At 72.2% G+C, this 19,215-nt stretch carries 17 protein-coding genes and 1 pseudogene; 6 read left to right on the forward strand and 12 right to left on the reverse strand.

Features of this window, described 5'->3' with window-relative positions:
* The first annotated feature begins 277 nt into the window (after positions 1-277).
* Positions 278-478 carry a hypothetical protein gene (locus ACZ6MA_RS30675; RefSeq protein ID WP_469437766.1) on the forward strand — a complete coding sequence of 67 codons (201 nt, stop codon included), beginning with the start codon at positions 278-280 and terminating at the stop codon, positions 476-478.
* A 32-nt stretch (positions 479-510) separates the two neighbouring features.
* Here ACZ6MA_RS30675 and nadE read toward each other — a convergent pair whose 3' ends face one another.
* The 12 genes from nadE to ACZ6MA_RS30735 form a co-directional block, all read right to left on the reverse strand.
* Positions 511-1,341, reverse strand: coding sequence for an ammonia-dependent NAD(+) synthetase (nadE, locus tag ACZ6MA_RS30680; protein ID WP_469437767.1), 831 nt, complete (start codon positions 1,339-1,341; stop codon positions 511-513).
* Positions 1,342-1,447: 106 nt separating this feature from the next.
* The gene (gene htpX / locus ACZ6MA_RS30685; RefSeq protein ID WP_469437769.1) at positions 1,448-2,311 is read right to left on the reverse strand and encodes a zinc metalloprotease HtpX; all 864 of its coding nucleotides are present in this window, start codon (positions 2,309-2,311) and stop codon (positions 1,448-1,450) included.
* Positions 2,312-2,525: 214 nt separating this feature from the next.
* Entirely contained in the window at positions 2,526-4,067 is a 1,542-nt protein-coding gene (locus ACZ6MA_RS30690; RefSeq protein ID WP_469437771.1) for an NADH-quinone oxidoreductase subunit N, read from the reverse strand.
* The gene (locus ACZ6MA_RS30695; protein WP_469437796.1) at positions 4,067-5,650 is read right to left on the reverse strand and encodes a complex I subunit 4 family protein; all 1,584 of its coding nucleotides are present in this window, start codon (positions 5,648-5,650) and stop codon (positions 4,067-4,069) included. Before ACZ6MA_RS30695 ends, ACZ6MA_RS30690 begins: the two co-directional genes overlap by 1 nt.
* Before the next feature lie 17 nt (positions 5,651-5,667).
* On the reverse strand, positions 5,668-7,662 hold the full coding sequence (locus tag ACZ6MA_RS30700) for an NADH-quinone oxidoreductase subunit 5 family protein (protein WP_469437773.1): 1,995 nt from the start codon (positions 7,660-7,662) through the stop codon (positions 5,668-5,670).
* Positions 7,659-8,072 (reverse strand): NADH-quinone oxidoreductase subunit NuoK, encoded by a 414-nt coding sequence (gene nuoK, locus ACZ6MA_RS30705; protein ID WP_469437775.1) that lies wholly within the window; start codon positions 8,070-8,072, stop codon positions 7,659-7,661. The genes ACZ6MA_RS30700 and nuoK overlap by 4 nt, the downstream gene beginning before the upstream one ends.
* The gene (locus ACZ6MA_RS30710; RefSeq protein WP_469437777.1) at positions 8,072-8,689 is read right to left on the reverse strand and encodes an NADH-quinone oxidoreductase subunit J family protein; all 618 of its coding nucleotides are present in this window, start codon (positions 8,687-8,689) and stop codon (positions 8,072-8,074) included. Before ACZ6MA_RS30710 ends, nuoK begins: the two co-directional genes overlap by 1 nt.
* Positions 8,686-9,246: a NuoI/complex I 23 kDa subunit family protein gene (locus ACZ6MA_RS30715; RefSeq protein ID WP_469437778.1), complete on the reverse strand. Its 561-nt coding sequence runs from the start codon at positions 9,244-9,246 to the stop codon at positions 8,686-8,688. The genes ACZ6MA_RS30710 and ACZ6MA_RS30715 overlap by 4 nt, the downstream gene beginning before the upstream one ends.
* The gene (locus ACZ6MA_RS30720; protein ID WP_469437780.1) at positions 9,246-10,211 is read right to left on the reverse strand and encodes a complex I subunit 1/NuoH family protein; all 966 of its coding nucleotides are present in this window, start codon (positions 10,209-10,211) and stop codon (positions 9,246-9,248) included. The genes ACZ6MA_RS30715 and ACZ6MA_RS30720 overlap by 1 nt, the downstream gene beginning before the upstream one ends.
* Positions 10,208-11,584: an NADH-quinone oxidoreductase subunit C gene (locus ACZ6MA_RS30725; protein ID WP_469437782.1), complete on the reverse strand. Its 1,377-nt coding sequence runs from the start codon at positions 11,582-11,584 to the stop codon at positions 10,208-10,210. The genes ACZ6MA_RS30720 and ACZ6MA_RS30725 overlap by 4 nt, the downstream gene beginning before the upstream one ends.
* Positions 11,581-12,183, reverse strand: a complete 603-nt coding sequence (locus ACZ6MA_RS30730; protein WP_469437784.1) for an NADH-quinone oxidoreductase subunit B — start codon at positions 12,181-12,183, stop codon at positions 11,581-11,583. The genes ACZ6MA_RS30725 and ACZ6MA_RS30730 overlap by 4 nt, the downstream gene beginning before the upstream one ends.
* Positions 12,174-12,590, reverse strand: a complete 417-nt coding sequence (locus ACZ6MA_RS30735; RefSeq protein WP_469437786.1) for an NADH-quinone oxidoreductase subunit A — start codon at positions 12,588-12,590, stop codon at positions 12,174-12,176. Before ACZ6MA_RS30735 ends, ACZ6MA_RS30730 begins: the two co-directional genes overlap by 10 nt.
* 200 nt (positions 12,591-12,790) lie before the next feature.
* Between ACZ6MA_RS30735 and ACZ6MA_RS30740 the strand changes: the two genes are divergently transcribed.
* The 5 genes and pseudogenes from ACZ6MA_RS30740 to ACZ6MA_RS30760 all read left to right on the forward strand — a co-directional run.
* Complete coding sequence (locus ACZ6MA_RS30740; protein WP_469437788.1) at positions 12,791-14,041, forward strand: sensor histidine kinase; 1,251 nt, start codon at positions 12,791-12,793, stop codon at positions 14,039-14,041.
* 395 nt (positions 14,042-14,436) lie between these two features.
* Positions 14,437-15,762: a sensor histidine kinase gene (locus ACZ6MA_RS30745; protein WP_469437789.1), complete on the forward strand. Its 1,326-nt coding sequence runs from the start codon at positions 14,437-14,439 to the stop codon at positions 15,760-15,762.
* A gap of 250 nt (positions 15,763-16,012) precedes the next feature.
* Positions 16,013-16,672, forward strand: a complete 660-nt coding sequence (locus ACZ6MA_RS30750; protein ID WP_469437798.1) for a response regulator — start codon at positions 16,013-16,015, stop codon at positions 16,670-16,672.
* A gap of 362 nt (positions 16,673-17,034) precedes the next feature.
* Positions 17,035-18,999, forward strand: a complete 1,965-nt coding sequence (locus ACZ6MA_RS30755) for a 2-oxoacid:acceptor oxidoreductase subunit alpha (RefSeq protein WP_469437791.1) — start codon at positions 17,035-17,037, stop codon at positions 18,997-18,999.
* Positions 18,992-19,215 (forward strand): annotated as a pseudogene (locus ACZ6MA_RS30760) (2-oxoacid:ferredoxin oxidoreductase subunit beta); the annotation flags it as partial. The gene ACZ6MA_RS30755 and the pseudogene ACZ6MA_RS30760, both read left to right, overlap by 8 nt.

The following is a 19,215-nucleotide window of genomic DNA, read 5'->3' on the forward strand; positions in this document are numbered from 1 at the left end:
CTGGGGTTCATGCTGGCACCGCGCCCCCTGTCAGGGGTTCATCGGTGAACCCCCTGACAGGGCCTCGGTGTTCATGTGGGCCCCAAGGTGAACGCTCCCGGTCGCGCTCGGCACGTCGTTCACTGTTCATCACGCGATTGGGGAGGTGGGGGGGGCGACCCGTGTCGGACAGGGACTGACCACCCGGTCCGGCAGAGCGCGGACCTTCCCGCGGAAGGGCCGCGCTCGACCCACGGGTTGACAGGGCGCTGGGACGCCTGGACGGAAGGTGGCGGACATGGGGTTCCGAGTGTGGTCACAGCGAGTGGAGCGCGGCGACGTCGTGACCGAGAGGGGGCGTGCGCGTGAGGTGAAGGCCGTGCGCCGGAACGGGCGGGGTGACATCGTGCTCGTCTTCACGGGCGGCGACCACCGGAGCGTCGCGGGGACGGCGTCGCTCGTGGTGGAACGCAAGGAGCGCCGTTCCCACGCGCCGTAGCCGGCGCCGCCCTCGTCGGGCACCGATGTCCCTCAGGGAGCGATCGGCAGCTGCCGCTTGTGCTCGGTGAGGCGGTAGCGGGTGACGATCGTTTCGAAGACGCGCTCGTCCACCGGCTTGCCCTCCAGGAAGTCGTCGATGTCGTCGTAGGTGACCCCCAGCGCGTCCTCGTCGGCCTTGCCCGGGTCGAGGGTCTCCAGGTCGGCCGTCGGGACCTTCCACACCAGCTCGGCGGGTGCGCCCAGCGCGTCCGCGACGGCGCGCACCCGGCGCTTGGTGAGGCCGGTCAGCGGGACCAGGTCGGCGGCGCCGTCGCCGTACTTGGTGAAGAAGCCGGAGACCGCCTCGGCGGCGTGGTCGGTGCCGACCACCAGGCCGTTGTGCGCGCCGGCCACCGCGTACTGGGCGATCATGCGCTGCCGGGCCTTGATGTTGCCGAGGACGAAGTCCTGGTGGGAGTCGTCGCGGAAGCTCACGTCGGCGGCCAGCGCGGCCGCGAGCGCGGCGTCGCTGGCGGGCTTGATGTCGACGGTCAGTACGTGATCGGCACGGATGAAGGACAGTGCGAGCTGGGCGTCGTGCTCGTCGGCCTGGACCCCGTAGGGCAGGCGCATCGCGTAGAAGCGCGCCTCGTGGCCGGCGGCCCGGGCCCGCTCCACGGCGAGCTGGCACAGCCGGCCGGCGGTGGTGGAGTCGACGCCGCCGCTGATGCCGAGCACCAGGGAGCGCAGTCCGGTGGAGGTCAGCCGCTCGGCGAGGAAGGCCACCCGGCGTTCGATCTCCCGCTCGGCCTCGAAGGCCTCGGCGACCTGGAGTTCCCGGGCGATCTCCTGCTGCAGGGCGGTGGACGCCGACTCGCTCACGTCTGCTCCTTGTTCCGGTTCACGATGGGGCCGCGCCCAGCCTACCCAGGGAGTGTCCGGCGGGTCGGCGGCGGACGCTCCCGCAGGGGGCGGCAGACCCCGCCCCCTACCCCCGGTGGCCCGCCATCCGCTCCAGCCTGCTGATGCGCTCCGCCATCGGCGGGTGGGTGGAGAACAGCTTGGCCATGCCCTCGCCCGCGCGGAACGGGTTCGCGATCATCATGTGGCTCGCGGTCTCCAGCCGGGGCTCCGGCGGCAGGGGCAGCCGCTTGGTGCCGGCGTCGAGCTTGCGGAGGGCGTCGGCGAGGGCGAGGGGGTCGCCGGTGAGGCGGGCGCCGGAGGCGTCGGCCTCGTACTCGCGGGAGCGGCTGACGGCGAGCTGGATGACGGACGCGGCGATCGGCCCCAGCAGCATGATCATGACCATGCCGATGAGGCCGGGGCCCTCGTCGTCGTCCGAGCGGCCGAAGGGGATCAGCCAGGCGAAGTTGACCAGGAACATCACCACCGAGGCGAGCGCGCCCGCCACCGAGGAGATGAGGATGTCGCGGTTGTAGACGTGGCTGAGTTCATGGCCGATGACGCCGCGCAGCTCGCGCTCGTCGAGGAGGCGCAGGATGCCGTCGGTGCAGCAGACGGCGGCGTTGCGCGGGTTGCGGCCGGTGGCGAAGGCGTTGGGGGCCTCGGTCGGGGAGATGTAGAGGCGGGGCATCGGCTGGCGGGCGGCGGTGGAGAGTTCGCGGACCATGCGGTAGAGCCGCGGGGCCTCGAATTCGCTGACGGGCCGGGCGCGCATGGCCCGCAGGGCGAGCTTGTCGCTGTTCCAGTAGGCGTAGGCATTGGTGCCGAGTGCCACGAGGACGGCGACGATCAGGCCCGTCCGTCCGAAGACGCTGCCGATGACGATGATGAGCGCGGACAGCCCACCGAGGAGTACGGCGGTCTTCAACCCGTTGTGCCGGCGGTGCACGGTACGCCCTCCAAATGGTGCGGCAGGGGAACCCTTTGCTCGGTGCTTCCACCTCGCGCTTCCACGTTCCAGTGGAACCTTCCGAACTGGTCAACGCCAGATGAAGGTGGCTAGTTCCCTTGTGCACACCGGCCGTACGGCGGGTCGCGCGCCGAACCGCCCGTAGGCCGTACGGGTGACCGTGCGGGCGTCCACGGGCGGTTCGGGGGGCTGGTTACAGCAGGGCGCCGGAGGCGAAGCGCAGGACGAGTTGCGGGGCGCCGGAGAGGGCGATGCCGAGGACGGCGGCGAGGGCGATCGCCGTCGCCAGGGGGGCGGGCACGCGCGGGCGCGGGTGGTCTCCGGCGGCCTCGGCCCCGGGCGACGCGATCCCGTCCGACGACACGGCCCCGTCCGGCGCGCGGAAGAGGACCGCCGTCCACTGGAGGTAGTAGTAGAGGGCGATCACGACGTTGACCGCCATGACGGCCGCCAGCCAGCCCAGGCCCGCGTCGACCGCCGCCGAGAAGACGGTGACCTTGGCGAACAGGCCGATGATCCCCGGCGGCAGGCCGGCCAGACAGAGCAGGAAGAAGCCCATGGCCAGGGCGGCGAGCGGACGGCGGGCGTAGAGGCCCCGGTAGTCCGCGATGCGGTTCGCGGGGCTCGTGCGGGCCACCAGCGCGGCCACGGCGAAGGCACCGAGGTTCACGACGGCGTACATCAGGGCGTAGGCGACGGTGGAGCCGATGGCGTGGCCGGGGTCGTCGGTGTACGCGGCGGCGGCGATGGGCACCAGGAGGTAGCCCGCCTGGCCGACGGAGGACCAGGCCAGCAGGCGCACGGCGCTGTGGGCGCGGTCCACGCGCTGGCGCAGCGCGGCGGCGTTGCCCACGGTCATGGTGAGGGCGGCGAGGACGGCGAGGGCCGGGCCCCAGACGTCGGAGTACGAGGGGAAGCCGACGACGGTCACGAGGATGAGGCCGGTGAAGCCGACGGCCTTGCCGATGACCGACAGATAGGCGGCGATGGGCAGGGGGGCGCCCACATAGGTGTCGGGTACCCAGAAGTGGAAGGGCACGGCCGCGGTCTTGAAGGCGAAGCCGACGAGGGTCAGCGCCACGCCCGCCTGGGCGAGGGTTTCCAGGCGCGGGTCGACGTCGGTGAGGGCCTCGGCCACCTCGGTGAGGTGCAGGGTGCCGGTGGCCGCGTAGACGAAGCTGACGCCGAGCAGCATGACGGCGGTCGCGGTGACGGAGGAGAGGAAGAACTTGAGCGCCGCCTCCGAGGAGCGGCGGTCGCCGCGGCGCAGGCCGACGAGGGCGAAGGCGGGCAGCGAGGCCACTTCGAGGGCCACGACGAGGGTCGCGAGGTCCCGGGAGGCGGGCAGCAGTGCGGCACCGGCGGCGGAGGACAGCAGCAGGAACCAGTACTCGCCGGAGGGGAGCTCGAAGTCGGTGAGCGTGCTGACGGACAGCAGCGCCGTCAGCAGGGCGCCGCCGAGGACGAGGAACTGGATGACGAGGGTGAAGTGGTCCGCCGTGTAGCTGCACGCGCGCGTGCCGGTGCTGAGGCAGAACGTGGAGCGGTCACCGTCGTGCAGGGGCAGCAGGGACAGCCCGGCCAGCAGCAGCCCGCCGATCGCGATCCCGCCGAGGAGGGGCTTGCGCTCCTCGGGGAGGAAGAGGTCGGCGACCAGGATGACGAGCGCCACCACGGCGGTGACGGTGGGCGGGGCGATGGCGAGCCAGTCGACGGACTGGACCAGGGAGCCCATCAGTTGCCTCCTCGGAGGAGCTGCGACACGGCCGGGTCGGTGAGGCCGAGGAGGGCCGCGGGCCAGAGTCCGGCGAGGACGGTGAGGACGACGAGCGGGGTCCAGGCGGCGAACTCGTAGCCCCGGACGTCGGGGAGCGACGTCGGCGCGTGCGCGGGGCCACCGGCGTGGTCACCGCCGTGGCCGTCGCCGTCGCCGCCCATGCAGACCCGGCGCACGACGATCAGCATGTACGCGGCGGTCAGCAGGGTGCCGAAGCCGGCGATGGCCATGAAGGTGAGGTAGGCGGGGCGGCTGAGCCCCTCGGCGGGCTCGAAGGAGCCGAACATCGCGAGCATCTCGCCCCAGAACCCGGCGAGGCCGGGCAGGCCCAGCGAGGCGACGGCGCCGAAGGCGAGGAGCCCGCCGAGGCGGGGTGCCTTGCCGTAGAGCGCGGCGCCGCTCGCTCCGGAGAGCCGGTCGAGGTCGCTGGTGCCGTAGCGGTCCTTGACGGCGCCGACGAGGAAGAACAGCAGGCCGGTGATGAGGCCGTGGGCGACGTTGGCGAACAGCGCGCCGTTCACTCCGGTGGGGGTGAGGGTGGCGATGCCCAGGAGCACGAAGCCCATGTGGCCCACGGAGGAGTAGGCGATCAGGCGCTTGAGGTCGCCGCCGGAGCCGCTGCGGGCGAGGGCGAGGCAGACCAGGGAGCCGTAGAGGATGCCGACGACCGCGAAGGCGGCGAGGTAGGGCGCGAAGGTGTGCACGCCGTCGGGTGCGATGGGCAGCAGGATGCGGACGAACCCGTACGTGCCCATCTTCAGCAGGACGCCCGCGAGGAGCACCGAGCCGACGGTCGGGGCGGCGGTGTGGGCGTCGGGGAGCCAGCTGTGCAGGGGCCACATGGGGGCCTTGACGGCGAGGCCGACGCCGATGGCGAGGACCGCGACGAGCTGGGTGGTGTGGCCGAGCCCGGAGCCGTTGTCGTCGGCGAGGGCCACCATGTCGAACGTGCCGCCCTCGATGCCGATGAGGAGCAGGCCGAGCAGCATCACGACGGAGCCGAGCAGGGTGTAGAGGATGAACCGCCAGGCCGCGCGCTCGCGGCCGTCACCGCCCCAGCGGGCGATGAGGAAGTACATCGGGATGAGCACCATCTCGAAGGCGAGGAAGAACAGCATCAGGTCGAGGACGGCGAACGACGCGAGGGTGCCGGACTCCAGGACGAGGATCAGGGCGACGAATGCCTTCGGCGAGGGGCCGTCGGGCATTTTGAAGTAGCTGTAGAGCGCGCTGAGGAAGGTCAGCAGCGCGGTCAGCACGAGCAGGGGGAGCGAGACGCCGTCCACGCCGAGGTGGATCCGGATGCCGAGGGCCGGGATCCAGCCGATGTCGGTGGTGGCCTGCATCCGGGCGGGGTCGTCGTGGTCGAAGCCGGCGGCCAGGGCGACGGACAGCGCGAGTACGGCGCCCGTGACGGTGACGCCGTGCCGGAGCACGGCCTGGCCGGGGCTCGTGCCCTTGAGCCCGGGCGGGGCCGGGAGCAGGGCGGCGACGGCGCCGAGGAGGGGGACGACGACGATCGCAGCGAGGAGGATCTGCATGACGGTATGACTCACGGTCAGGCTCCGGTGGCTACGAGAACGGCGGCGACGGCCAGGACGACGGAGCCGGCGAGCAGGGCGCCGAGGTAGGTCTGCACATTGCCGGTCTGGGCCCGGCGGACGGCCCACCCCAGCAGACGGGGGGCCGCGCCCGCGCCGCGTACGTAGGTGTCGACGACCTCGCGGTCGAGGAAGTGCGCGAGACGGCCCGCGACGCGCACGGGCCGGACGAACAGCGCGCCGTACGCGGCGTCGAGGTGGAAGCCGACGGCGGCGTGGCGGTGCAGGGGGCCGAGGAGCAGCCGGCCGGGGTCGGCCGGGTCCTGGGCGGAGGCGATGTTCCCGTAGGCGGCCGTGTGGCTGGCGACGGCCTCTTCCTCGGAGACCGCGGGGGCGGCGTCCGGGTCGGCGGCGACGGCGCCCATGGGCGTGCCGGCGGCGAGCACGGCGGTCCGCCGCCAGGCCGCGTACATGACGAGCGCGCCGACGAGGGCGCAGCCGGTGCCGAGGACGGAGGTGGTGAGGGTCGGGGTGAGGGAGTGCCCGTCGAACCAGTCGGGGAGCTTCCAGGCGGCGAGGCCGAGCCCGAGGGCGGGGACGAACAGGACCCACAGGGTGGCGTTCATGACGACGGGCTGCTTGCCGTGGTCGGCGGCCTCGGTGCCGCGGCCGCGGAAGGCCAGCAGCCACAGCCGGGTGGCGTACCCGGCGGTGAGGAGGGCGGTGAGCAGTCCGGCGACCAGGACGATCCAGCCCGCTGTGCCGGGGATGCCGCTCGCGTCGCCGGTGGCGGCGTGCTCGGCCGCGCCGAGGACGGCTTCCTTGGAGAAGAAGCCGCTGAACGGGGGGATGGCGGCGAGGGCGAGGAGGGCGACGGTCATCGTCCAGTAGGCGTCGGGGATGCGCTTGGCGAGGTGCCCCATGCGGGCCATCGCGGCCAGCGAGTTCGTACCGGCGGCGTGGATGATCACACCTGCGCCGAGGAAGAGGAGTGCCTTGAACGCGCCGTGGGTGATCAGGTGGAAGACGGCGGCACCGCGGTCCCCGACGGCGAGCGCGCCGGTCATGTAGCCGAGCTGGCCGACGGTGGAGTAGGCGAGGACGCGTTTGATGTCGTCCTGGGCGAGGGCGGCGAGCGCCGAGCCGACCATGGTGAGCGCGGCCATCGCGGCGAGCACGACCAGCGCCGCGGTGGAGGCGGCGAAGACGGGCAGCAGCCGGGCGATGAAGTAGACACCGGCGGCGACCATCGTCGCGGCGTGGATCAGCGCGGAGACGGGCGTGGGGCCGGCCATCGCGTCGGGCAGCCAGGTGTGCAGGGGGAACTGCGCGGACTTGCCCGCGACGCCGGCGAGGAGCAGCAGCGCGATGAGGGTGGGGTGGTCGAGCCCGTCGCCGGAGACGGCGGCGGTCAGGATGCCGTTGACGCGGAACGTTCCGGCGTCGGCGGCCAGCGCGAGGATGCCGATCAGGAAGGGGACGTCGCCGAGCTTGGTGACCAGGAAGGCCTTGAGGGAGGCGGCGCGGGCGGCCTCGGTCTCCCAGTAGTGGCCGACGAGGAAGTACGAGCAGACGCCCATGATCTCCCAGCCGACCAGCAGCACCATCAGGTCGCCGGAGTAGACGACGAGCAGCATCGCGGAGGTGAAGAGGGAGACGAGGGCCGCGTAGGAGGGGTAGCGGGGGTCGTCGCGCAGATAGGCGGTCGAGTAGAGCTGCACGCAGGACGCGACGACGCCGACGAGCACGGCGACGAGCACGGCGAAGCCGTCGAGGTGCAGGGCGAGGTCGATGGGGACGGACCCGGTCGGGGTGAGCCGGGTCGCGGCGTCGATGTCCTCGCCGCCGCCCTGCCGCCAGGCGACGACGACGGCGAGCACGGCCGCGGCGAGCGTCGGCAGGACGGCCAGCGGCCGGACGAAGCCGGGGGCGCGGCGGCCGAGCAGGATGCCCGCGACGGCACCGAGGAAGGGCAGCAGCGGGACGAGGACGGCGGTGGTCGTGGTCGTCACGCGACGGCCTCTGCCTTCTGGTCGGGGCCGTTCGGCCGGTCACCGCCGGCGCCGGCCGGGTCCGCGGCGACGTCCGTCGCGGCCGCGTAGGCCTCGGCGTCCTCGCCCTCGTTGAGGTCACGGAGCCGGTCGACGTCGGCGGTGCCGCGGTTGCGGTACACGAGCAGCACGATCGCGAGACCGATGCCGATCTCGGCGGCGGCGATGGCGATGGTGAAGAGGGTGAGCGCCTGCCCGGCGTGGAGCGTGTCGCGCAGCCACACGTCGAAGGCGACGAGGTTGAGGTTGACGGCGTTGAGCATCAGCTCCACGGCCATCAGGACGAGGATGGCGTTGCGCCGGGCGAGCACGCCGTACAGGCCGACGCCGAAGAGGAGCACGGCGAGGACGGCGGGGTAGACGAGGTGCATCAGCGCTCGCCCCCCTTGCCGGCGGTGCCGGGCTTGCCGGGCCGCTTCTCCGCGTCACCGTCGCTGTCGCGGCGGGAGAGGACGATCGCGCCGACGAGGGCGGCGAGCAGCAGGACGGACAGGGCCTCGAAGGGCAGCACCCAGTACCGGAAGAGGCTCTCTCCGGAGACCTTGGTGGAGCCCTGTACGGCGCCGTCGAGGTCGATCCAGGTGGCGCGGAAGGCGTCCACGACCACCCAGACGAGCGCGGCGGCCGCGGCGGCCGCGACCGCGAGGGCGGCCCAGCGGTTGCCGGAGTCGGCGTCCGGGGAGCGGCCGATGGGGGCCTTGGTGAGCATCAGCCCGAAGAGGAGGAGGACGACGACGGACCCGACGTAGATCAGCACCTGTACCCAGGCGATGAACTCCGCCGTGAGCAGCAGGTACTCCACGGCGAGCCCGCCGAGCGCGGCCACCAGCCAGAGGGCGGCGTGCACCAGCTGCTTGGTGGTGACGGTGACGACGGCCGAGCCGAGCGTCACGACGCCGACCAGCAGGAAGAGGATCTCGACGCCGGTCGGGGAGAGGAAGCCGTGGGCGTGCGCGGCGAGCGCGGTGACGTCGGCGGTACCGGTCATGCCTCGCCCTCCTGCTTCTTCTCCGTCTCGGCGGCCTGCTGCGCGGCCAGCTTCTCGGCCGTCTTCCGGGCCGCCGCGAGTTCCTTGGGCTCCTCGGCCGCCGGGTCCAGCGCGGGCGGCTCGGGCACGGTCCACATCCATTCGCGGAGCTTGTCGCGCTCATGGGTGAGTTCGTGGATGTCGGTCTCGGCGTACTCGAACTCCGGCGACCAGAACAGCGCGTCGAAGGGGCACACCTCGATGCAGATGCCGCAGTACATGCAGAGCGAGAAGTCGATCGCGAAGCGGTCGAGCACGTTGCGGCTGCGCTCGCGCCCGCCCGGCGCGGCCGGGGGCACGGTCTCCTTGTGGGAGTCGATGTAGATGCACCAGTCGGGGCACTCACGGGCGCACAGCATGCAGACCGTGCAGTTCTCCTCGAACAGGCCGATCACTCCGCGGGTGCGGGGCGGCAGCTCGGGCTGTACGTCCGGGTACTGGTCGGTGATCGAGCGCCGCGTCATCGTGCGGAGGGTGACGGCGAGGCCCTTGGCGAGGCCGGAACCGGGGATCGCCATTACTGGATCACCACCTTGATGACGCCGGTCAGCGCGATCTGCGCGAGGGCGAGCGGAATGAGCACGGTCCAGGCCAGCTTCTGCAGCTGGTCCTCGCGGAGCCGGGGGTAGCTGACCCGGAGCCAGATGACGACGAAGGCGAGCAGCGCCGTCTTGAGCAGGGTCCACAGGGGGCCGAGGCCGTCGGCCCCGAAGGGGCCGTGCCAGCCGCCGAGGAAGAGGACGGTCGTCAGTGCGCAGAGCACCACGATGCCCACGAACTCCGCGAACAGGAAGAGCGCGAAGCGCAGACCGGTGTACTCGGTGTACGCGCCGAAGATGATCTCGGAGTCGGCGACGGGCATGTCGAACGGGGGCCGCTGGAGTTCGGCGAGGCCCGCGGTGAAGAACACGAGCCCGCCGACGATCTGCCAGGGCACCCACCACCAGTGGAAGGCCTCCAGGATGCCGGGCAGCGACAGCGTCCCGGCCGCCATCGCGACCGAGGCCGCGGCGAGCAGCATCGGCAGCTCGTACGCCATCAGCTGCGCGGCGGTGCGCAGACCGCCGAGCAGGGAGAACTTGTTGGCCGACGCCCAGCCGGCCATCAGCGAGCCGAGCACGCCGATGCCCATGACGGCGAGGACGAAGAAGATCCCGGCGTCGATGAACTCGCCGACGGCGTTGCCCGGCCCGACCGGGATCACGACGAGCACGAGCAGGTAGGGCAGCAGGGCGACGGCCGGCGCGAGCTGGAAGATCCGCCGGTCCGCGCCCGCGGGCACGATGTCTTCCTTCTGCGCGAACTTCACGGCGTCCGCCATGAGCTGCGCCCACCCGTGGAACCCACCGGCGTACATCGGCCCGAGCCGGCCCTGCATGTGGGCCATCACCTTGTGCTCGGTCTGCCCGAGGACGAGCGGCAGCACGAGGAAGGCGACGAATACGGCGGCCAGACGGATGGCCACGTCGAGGATGTCGCTCATGCGGGGCGGCCTCCCGCCGGGTCGTCTGTGTCGGGCTTGGGATTGGGCTGGGGCCCGGAAGCGCTTTCGGCTGCGCCGGGCTCGGGGTCGGCCTCGGGCTCGGAAGCGTTTTCGGCTGCGCCGGGCTCGGGCTTGGCCTCGGGCTCGGGAGCGCTTCCGGCTGCGCCGGCCGCAGGCCCGGGGGCCTCGGGCCGGGGGCCCTCGGCGGGTGTTGTCGGGGTGGTGGCGGTCTCGGGGGCAGGCTTTTCCGTTGCCTCGTCGAACGCGGGGCGCGCGTGGTGCCACGGGGCGTCGGACGAGCGCGGTGCCGGGCGCGGGCGTTCGGCCTGCGGCTCGGCCGCTTCCTGCTGGCTCGCGGAGCCCTCGCTCGCGCTGCGGCTGCGACGGGCGGGGCGCGCCGGGGCTTCCGCACCGGCCGCTTCGACCGCGGGAGCCGCCTGGCTCGCGGAGCCCTCGCTCACGCTGCGGCTACGGCGGGCAGGCCGCTCGGGAACCGCTGCCGGAGTACCGGCGGCCGCCGCCGGTTCCGCCTGGCTCGCCGAGCCGGCGGCCACGCTGCGCGTGCGGCGGGCCGGGCGGTCGGCGGCCGCGGCGCCCGCGGCGCGGGGGCCGCGGGCCGGGCGGGCGGGAGCGGGCGGGAGCTGGCCCTTGAGGGGGCCCCACTCGTTGGGGTCGGGGACGCCCGGCGGAAGCATCTGGCGGCGCTTGGGGCCGCCCCCCTCGGCCTCGCCCGGTTCCTTGGCCCCGGGCCACGCCTTCGCGACCCGCGCGGCGAGCACGAAGTCCTTGCGCAGCGGGTGCCCCTCGAAGCCCTCGGGCAGGAGCAGCGGCACCAGGTGCGGGTGACCGGTGAAGTCGACGCCGAACATCTCGAACGTCTCGCGTTCGTGCCACGCCGCTCCGGCGTAGACGCCGACCGCGCTGGGCAGCGCCGGCGCGTCGTGCGGCACGGTGGTCCGTACGACCAGCCGCCGCACGGCGTCAGCCGCACCGGGCAGGGCGACGACGTGCGCGCAGACGCGGAAGCCCGTGCCGGGTTCGTCGACGGCGCTCAGCCAGTCGAAGTAGGTGCAGCCGAGGGTGTCCCGCGCGGTTTCCAGCGCGGTGATCCACGCGGCGGCGGGTACGTCCACGGTGAGCAGCCCGTACGACTCCTCGGCGCTCGCCCCTTCGCCGAACAGCGCGGCGGCGCCACCCGGCAGCCACCCGACGACGGGCTCGGGAGCGGGTGCCTCCGGCGGTGCGGTGGACGCGGCGTCGGCCCCGGTGGGCTCCGGCGCGGTCGCCCCGGCCGGGCGGGCGGCACGAGGGGCCCCCTCGGCGGCCTCGCCCGCGTTGGCGGCGTCCGCCGGGTTCGTCGGATCGGTCGTCATCGGTCCGTCTCCTCCGCACCGCCGGAGGCGCCCGGCGGTGCCACCAGACCGCTGCGCAGCGCCGCGACCGACGTATCCGCGCCGGAGGCGTAGCGGTCGCCCAGCGACTCCTGCGCGATCTTCTCCTGAAGCTTGAGGATGCCCTGGAGCAGCGCCTCCGGCCGGGGCGGGCAGCCGGGGACGTAGACGTCGACCGGGATGATCTGGTCGACGCCCTTGGTGACGGAGTACGAGTCCCAGTAGGGGCCGCCGCAGTTGGAGCAGGCACCGAAGGAGATCACGTACTTCGGCTCGGGCATCTGCTCGTAGAGCCGCTTCACGGCCGGGGCCATCTTGTCCGTCACCGTGCCCGAGACGATCATGAGGTCCGCCTGGCGGGGGCCCGGGGCGAAGGGGATGACGCCGAGGCGGATGAAGTCGTGCCGGGCCATCGACGCGGCGATGAACTCGATCGCGCAGCAGGCGAGGCCGAAGTTGAAGACCCACAGGCTGTAGCGGCGGCCCCAGTTCAGGACCACCTTCATGGGTTCGGGCGCGAGGCGGGACAGCACCCCGAGCCGGCGCGGCTCGGGAAGGTCAACCGGGGGTGTCACGTCCATTCGAGGACGCCCTTCTTCCATGCGTACAACAAGCCCACGGCGAGGAAGCCGAGGAAGATGAACATCTCGACGAGCGTCGCGCCGCCGAAGCCCGGCGCGGCGAAGACCGTCGCCCAGGGGAACAGGAAGATCGAGTCCACCGCGAAGACGACGTAGAGGAAGGCGTAGACGTAGTAGCGCACCTGGGTGTGCGCCCAGCCCTCGCCGACCGGGTCCACGCCGCATTCGTAGGTCAGCAGCTTCTCGGGGGTCGGCACCACGGGCCGCAGCAGCCGCCCGGCCGCGAAGGCCACGGCCACGAACAGCACCCCGACGACGGCCAGCAGGCCGACCGTCGCATAGCCATCGAAGTAGTCGGCCGCGAGCCGGACGTCGGCACTCGCGGTGCGCACGGTCGCCTCCGGCACGTCCGCCCCTCGCTCCCTGTGCGGCTGTTCTTCCGGTTTTGTTCCGGTCACCCGCGTTCGACGATCTGTACGCACGGGAGTCTAGGCCCTGCCGCGCCTGGAGTGAGCAGCGCTACCGGCCGGGGGTGGGGTTATCCCTACACCTTCGCACCCACGGCCCCCATGGCGCCGCGCCCGGGCCGCCCGGCAGTCTGGGCCCTATGAACGCCAGCCGTACGGCCCCCGAGGCCGCCCCGGGCTCCCCTCGTCGGTCCGGTCACACCGCCCCCGACACCCACGACGACGTCGAGGGCGGCCCCGACGAGCGGCTCCCTCCCGCCCGGCTGCCCTTCGGCGGACGGACGTGGAAGGAGATCGCGCACCTCCTGCTGAACCTGCCGGAGGGCATCGCGGGCTTCGTCTACGTCTCGCTGTGGCTGTGGGTGGGCGTCGGTCTGTCGGTCACCGTGATCGGGCTGCCGCTGCTGGCGCTCGGGCTGACGGGCGCGCGCTACCTGGGCCGTGTCGAACGGGCGCGGGCGCGCCGGCTGCTGGGGGTGCGGATCGAGGAGCCGAGCCCGCTGCCGCGCCGGCGCCGTGACGGCGGGGGATTCTTCCCCTGGTTGTGGATGACGCTGAAGGACCCGGTGGCGTGGCGGAGCACCCTGTATTCGTTCATCAGATTGCCATGGGGCGTTCTCACCTTCGCGGTCACGCTCTGTTCGCTGTTCGTGCTGTGGCCGGTGCTCGGTCATCTCGCGCGTGCCATGACCAATGTGGACCGGGCGATGGTGCGCGGGCTGCTGAGCCCGTCCGACGAGCTGGAACGGCGGGTCGCCGAGCTGGAGGACGACCGCGAGATCGTCGTCGACACCGCCGCCGCCGACCTGCGCCGCATCGAGCGGGATCTGCACGACGGCGCGCAGGCCCGGCTCGTCGCCCTCGCCATGGGGCTCGGGCTGGCGAAGGAGAAGGTGCTGGAGGACCCGGAGGCCGCCGCGAGGATGGTGGACGAGGCGCACGGCGAGGTGAAGCTCGCCCTCCAGGAACTGCGGGACCTCGCCCGCGGCATCCACCCGGCGGTGCTCACGGACCGGGGGCTGGACGCGGCGCTGTCGTCGGTGGCGGCACGCTGCACCGTGCCGGTGAGCGTGTCCGTGGAGCTGGCCGCCCGCCCGGCGCCGGCGATCGAGGGCATCGCCTACTTCACCGTCTCCGAGCTGCTGCAGAACATCAGCAAGCACAGCGGGGCCCGCACGGCGGGCGTCGAGCTGTGGCGGGCGAAGGACCGGCTGCTGATCCGGGTGCGCGACGACGGCCGCGGCGGCGCCTCGACGGCGTCCGGAAGCGGACTGGCGGGGCTGGCCGAACGCCTGGGGTCGGTGGACGGCCTCTTCGTCGTCGACTCCCCGGCCGACGGCCCGACGGTCGTCACCGCGGAACTGCCGTGGCGCGACCGCTCGACGGGCTGACCTCAGCCCGTCGGGCGGATCGTGGAGCACCACCGCTGCGCGGCGGTGTCCTCAAGCGACGGACGGGCTGCTGTGCCGTGTCCTCAAGCGACGGACGGGCTGCTGTGCCGTGTCCTCAAGCGACGGACGGGCTGCTGTGCCGTGTCCTCAAGCGCCGGACGGGCTTGATTCAAGCCCGTCCGGCGCTTGAGGACACGCCCGCAGGGCGCTCGCCGCCGCAGGCGGCCTGGCGCACCGACCGGGCCCGCCCGTCGTCCACCCGCCCGCCGGAGGCAAAGGGTAGGGCTGGCCCCACCCCCAAGACACCCACTCGCCGCATGGTCCACGGGCCCGGCGTTCCAGGAGACTCGAGTCATCAGGCGGAATCCCCCGGAGACTCGGAGATCGGAAGAGAAATGGCCATCGATTACGGACGGCAGACGGCCCACCGGCCCCACCGCGTGCCCGCCGTGCTGCGCGCGCCGTTGGCGGGCCGCACATGGCGCGAGTTCCTCTACCTGATGCTCAGTTTCCCGATGGCGGTCCTCTTCTTCTGCTACGTGGTCACCATGGCCTCGCTCGGCGTGGGTCTGCTGATCACCTTCATCGGGCTGCCGGTGCTGGCCGCCGCGCTCGTCGGGGCGCGGGGGCTGGGAGCCGTCGAGCGGACCCGGGCCCGGGGGCTGCTGGGGCTGGAGATCGCCGGCCCGGAGCCGATCCGGCCCCGTAAGGGCCACAGCGGGCCGATGGCCTGGCTGGGCGCGGTGCTCAAGGACGGGGTGTCCTGGCGGCACATGCTGTACGGGCTGCTGCACTTCCCGTGGGCGGTCGGCGCGTTCTGCGTGTCGCTGACGCTGACGCTCGTCGGCTGGGCGCTGTTCCTCTACCCGGCGTACTCGTGGATGTACCCGCACTGGGGCCAGCCGGGCATGCAGCTCTACGGCGACTCCGACGGCACCGCCGTCTACCTCGACAACCCCTTCGAGACCGGTGTCACCTGCGCCGCCGGTCTGCTCCTGGTGCTGGTCAACCCGTGGATCATCCGTGGGCTGACGCAGGTGGACCGGCTGCTGGTGACGGGGCTGCTCGGGCCGTCCCGGCTGGCGACCCGGGTGTGGGAGCTGGAGGAGGACCGCGGGGTCGTCGTCGACACCGCCGCCGCCGACCTGCGCCGCATCGAGCGCGATCTGCACGACGGCGCGCAGGCCCGGCTCGTCGCCCTCGCCATGGACCTGGGCCTCGCGAAGGAGAAGCTGGAGGAGGACCCGGAGGCCGCCGCGAGGATGGTGGACGAGGCGCACGGCGAGGTGAAGCTCGCCCTCCAGGAACTGCGGGACCTCGCCCGCGGCATCCACCCGGCGATCCTGACCGACCGTGGGCTCGGCCCGGCCCTGTCGGCGCTGGCCGCGCGGTGCACCGTGCCCGTGCGGGTCGAGGTGGACCTCTCGGTCCGGCCGGCTGCCGCGATCGAGGGCACGGCCTACTTCATCGTCTCCGAGCTGCTGCAGAACATCAGCAAGCACAGCGCCGCCCGTACGGCCCGCGTCGACATGTGGCGGTCGGCGAACCGGCTGATGCTCCAGGTCTCCGACGACGGCCGCGGCGGCGCCTCGACGACCGCCGGCGGCAGCGGTCTCGCGGGGCTGTCCGAGCGACTGGACGCGGTGGACGGGCTGCTGGTGGTGAACTCGCCCGTGGGCGGTCCGACGACGATCACGGCGGAGCTGCCCTGGCGCGCCTGACCCGCACCGCCCCGGGGTTCCCCTCCCCCGCCCGGGCACCCGCCCCGCCGGTCCGTCCGGCGGGGCGGGCCGCTGCCGGGCGGGAGGCGGGCACGCGCGGGGCCGTCGGCGACCGGTCCCGGCGCCGACGGCATCGCGCGCCCCGCCGGGCGGCCGAATGCTGACATGCTGGGCGATGTCAATCGTCTACAGCGTGATACCGCCCGGCGTGCGTGCCGGGCCTGGGGGGCCGTAAATCGTGGAGGACAGGGTGCGGGTGGTCATCGCCGAGGATTCGGTGCTGCTCCGGGAGGGACTGACCCGGCTGCTGACCGACCGGGGCCACGACGTCGTGGCCGGTGTCGGTGACGCCGAGGCACTGATCAAGACCATCACCGAACTCGCCGCCGAGGACGCCCTGCCGGACGTGGTCGTCGCGGACGTCCGGATGCCGCCCACCCACACCGACGAAGGCGTCCGGGCCGCGGTGCGGCTGCGTCGCGACCACCCGGGCCTCGGGGTGCTGGTGCTGTCGCAGTACGTGGAGGAGCAGTACGCGACGGAGCTGCTGGCCGGCAGCAGCCGGGGCGTGGGCTACCTGCTCAAGGACCGGGTCGCCGACGTGCGCGAATTCGTGGACGCGGTCGTGCGGGTCGCCCGGGGCGGCACCGCGCTGGACCCCGAGGTCGTCGCCCAGCTGCTGGGCCGCAGCCGCAAGCAGGACGTGCTGGCCGGGCTGACCCCCCGGGAGCGGGAGGTCCTCGGTCTGATGGCCGAGGGAAGGACGAATTCCGCGGTCGCCAAGCAGTTGGTGGTGAGTGACGGGGCGGTCGAGAAGCACGTCAGCAACATCTTCGCGAAGCTGGGGCTGTCGCCGAGTGACGGGGATCACCGTCGGGTTCTGGCGGTCCTGACGTATCTGCGGTCCTGACCGCGGTCCGCCGCTCCGTCCGCATTCATCCGGATTCCCTCACTCCGGCCCGGCCCGGTGCGCTGACGTGCTGTCATCCGCCCGGCGGGACCCGGTCGCGCGGCTGCCGTACCCCGGTCGGGCGTGCGGCACGGGCCGCGTCGGATACATGGCCCTAGAACCAAAGTCCTAGCGGCACGCCTAGTAAATAAGCGGCCGCGACGCCGGATGACCATGACATACAAGGACATAAGGGGGCCATATCCGTGGGTTCAACCTGTGGTCCCTCCAGAGGAGGAAACCCTTCCCCACGTACGATGGCCGTGGGAACGCCGGTCGGCACCACCATGTGCGGACCGCCGCCATGAGGGAGGTCCGAAGCAGTGACCAGCCAGGTCAGTAGCCCGGCCGAGCAGGCCGATCCAGCCGAGCAGCGAGGCGAGCCGTCACACCTCGCCGGACAGCGCATTCCCACCGGGGATCCAGGCGGCACCAAGGAGGTGCGCCGACTGGACCGGGTGATCATTCGTTTCGCGGGTGACTCCGGTGACGGCATGCAGCTCACCGGTGACCGGTTCACCTCCGAGACCGCGTCGTTCGGCAACGACCTGTCGACGCTGCCGAACTTCCCCGCCGAGATCCGAGCCCCCGCAGGCACCCTGCCGGGGGTTTCGTCGTTCCAGCTGCATTTCGCGGATCACGACATCCTGACGCCCGGTGACGCGCCGGACGTGCTGGTGGCGATGAACCCGGCGGCACTGAAGGCGAATCTGGCGGACGTGCCGCGCGGCGCGGAGATCATCGTCAACACCGACGAGTTCACCAAGCGTCCGATGACCAAGGTCGGTTTCGCCACGAGCCCGTTGGAGGACGGTTCGCTGGACGCCTACCGCGTCCATCCGGTGCCGCTCACGACGCTGACGATCGAGGCGCTGAAGGACTTCGGGCTCTCCCGGAAGGAGGCCGAGCGGAGCAAGAACATGTTCGCCCTCGGCCTGCTCTCCTGGATGTACCACCGGCCCACGGAGAACACCGAGAAATTCCTCCGTACCAAGTTCGCGAAGAACCCCCGGATCGCGGAGGCCAACGTCGCGGCGTTCCGGGCGGGGTGGAACTTCGGTGAGACCACCGAGGACTTCGCCGTCTCCTACGAGGTCGCCCCCGCGACCTCCGCCTTCCCCGCCGGCACCTACCGCAACATCTCCGGCAACCTCGCCCTGTCCTACGGCCTCATCGCCGCAGCCCACCAGGCCGACCTGCCCCTCTACCTCGGCTCCTACCCCATCACCCCCGCCTCCGACATCCTCCACGAACTCTCCAAACACAAGAACTTCGGCGTCCGCACCTTCCAGGCCGAAGACGAGATCGCCGGCATCGGCGCCGCCCTCGGAGCCGCCTTCGGCGGCTCCCTCGCCGTCACCACCACCTCCGGCCCCGGCGTCGCCCTCAAATCCGAAACCATCGGACTCGCCGTCAGCCTCGAACTCCCCCTGCTCATCGTCGACATCCAGCGGGGCGGCCCCTCCACCGGTCTGCCGACCAAGACCGAGCAGGCCGACCTGTTGCAGGCGATGTACGGGCGCAACGGCGAGGCCCCGGTGCCCATCGTCGCGCCCCGGACCTCGGCGGACTGCTTCGCCGCGGCCATCGACGCGGCGCGCATCGCGCTGACGTACCGGACGCCGGTGTTCCTGCTGTCGGACGGCTATCTTGCCAACGGCTCCGAGCCCTGGCGCGTCCCCGATACCGACGAACTCCCGGATCTGCGCGTGCAGTTCGCCTCCGGCCCCAATCACGAGCTGGCGGACGGGACCGAGGTCTTCTGGCCTTACAAGCGTGATCCGGAGACGCTGGCCCGGCCGTGGGCGGTGCCCGGCACCCCCGGACTCGAACACCGCATCGGCGGCATCGAGAAACAGGACGGCACCGGCAACATCTCCTACGACCCCGCCAACCACGACTTCATGGTCCGCACCCGCCAGGCCAAGATCGACGGCATCACCGTCCCCGACCTGGAGGTGGACGACCCGAGCGGCGAGGCCGACACCCTCGTCCTCGGCTGGGGTTCGACCTACGGGCCCATCACCGCCGCCGTGCGGCGCACCCGCTCCGAGGGCCACCACATCGCCCAGGCCCATCTGCGTCACCTCAACCCCTTCCCCGGGAATCTCGGCGAAACGCTGAGGCGTTACGACAAGGTGGTCGTACCGGAGATGAACCTCGGTCAGCTCGCGACCCTGCTGCGAGCGAAGTATCTGACGGACATCCGCTCCTACACCCAGGTGAGCGGAATGCCGTTCAAGGCCGAGCAGCTCGCCGATGTGTTCAAGGAGGCCATCAATGACTGAGACGATCTCGGGGGGTCCTTCCTCGATCGAGGCGCTTTCCCTGGTGCCGAAGGCCGACGCCAAGCAGTCCATGAAGGACTTCAAGTCGGATCAGGAAGTGCGCTGGTGCCCCGGCTGCGGTGACTACGCCATCCTCGCCGCCGTACAGGGCTTCATGCCCGAACTCGGCCTCGCCAAGGAAAACATCGTCTTCGTCTCCGGCATCGGCTGCTCCTC

Source organism: Streptomyces sp. NPDC042259, assembly GCF_055582085.1.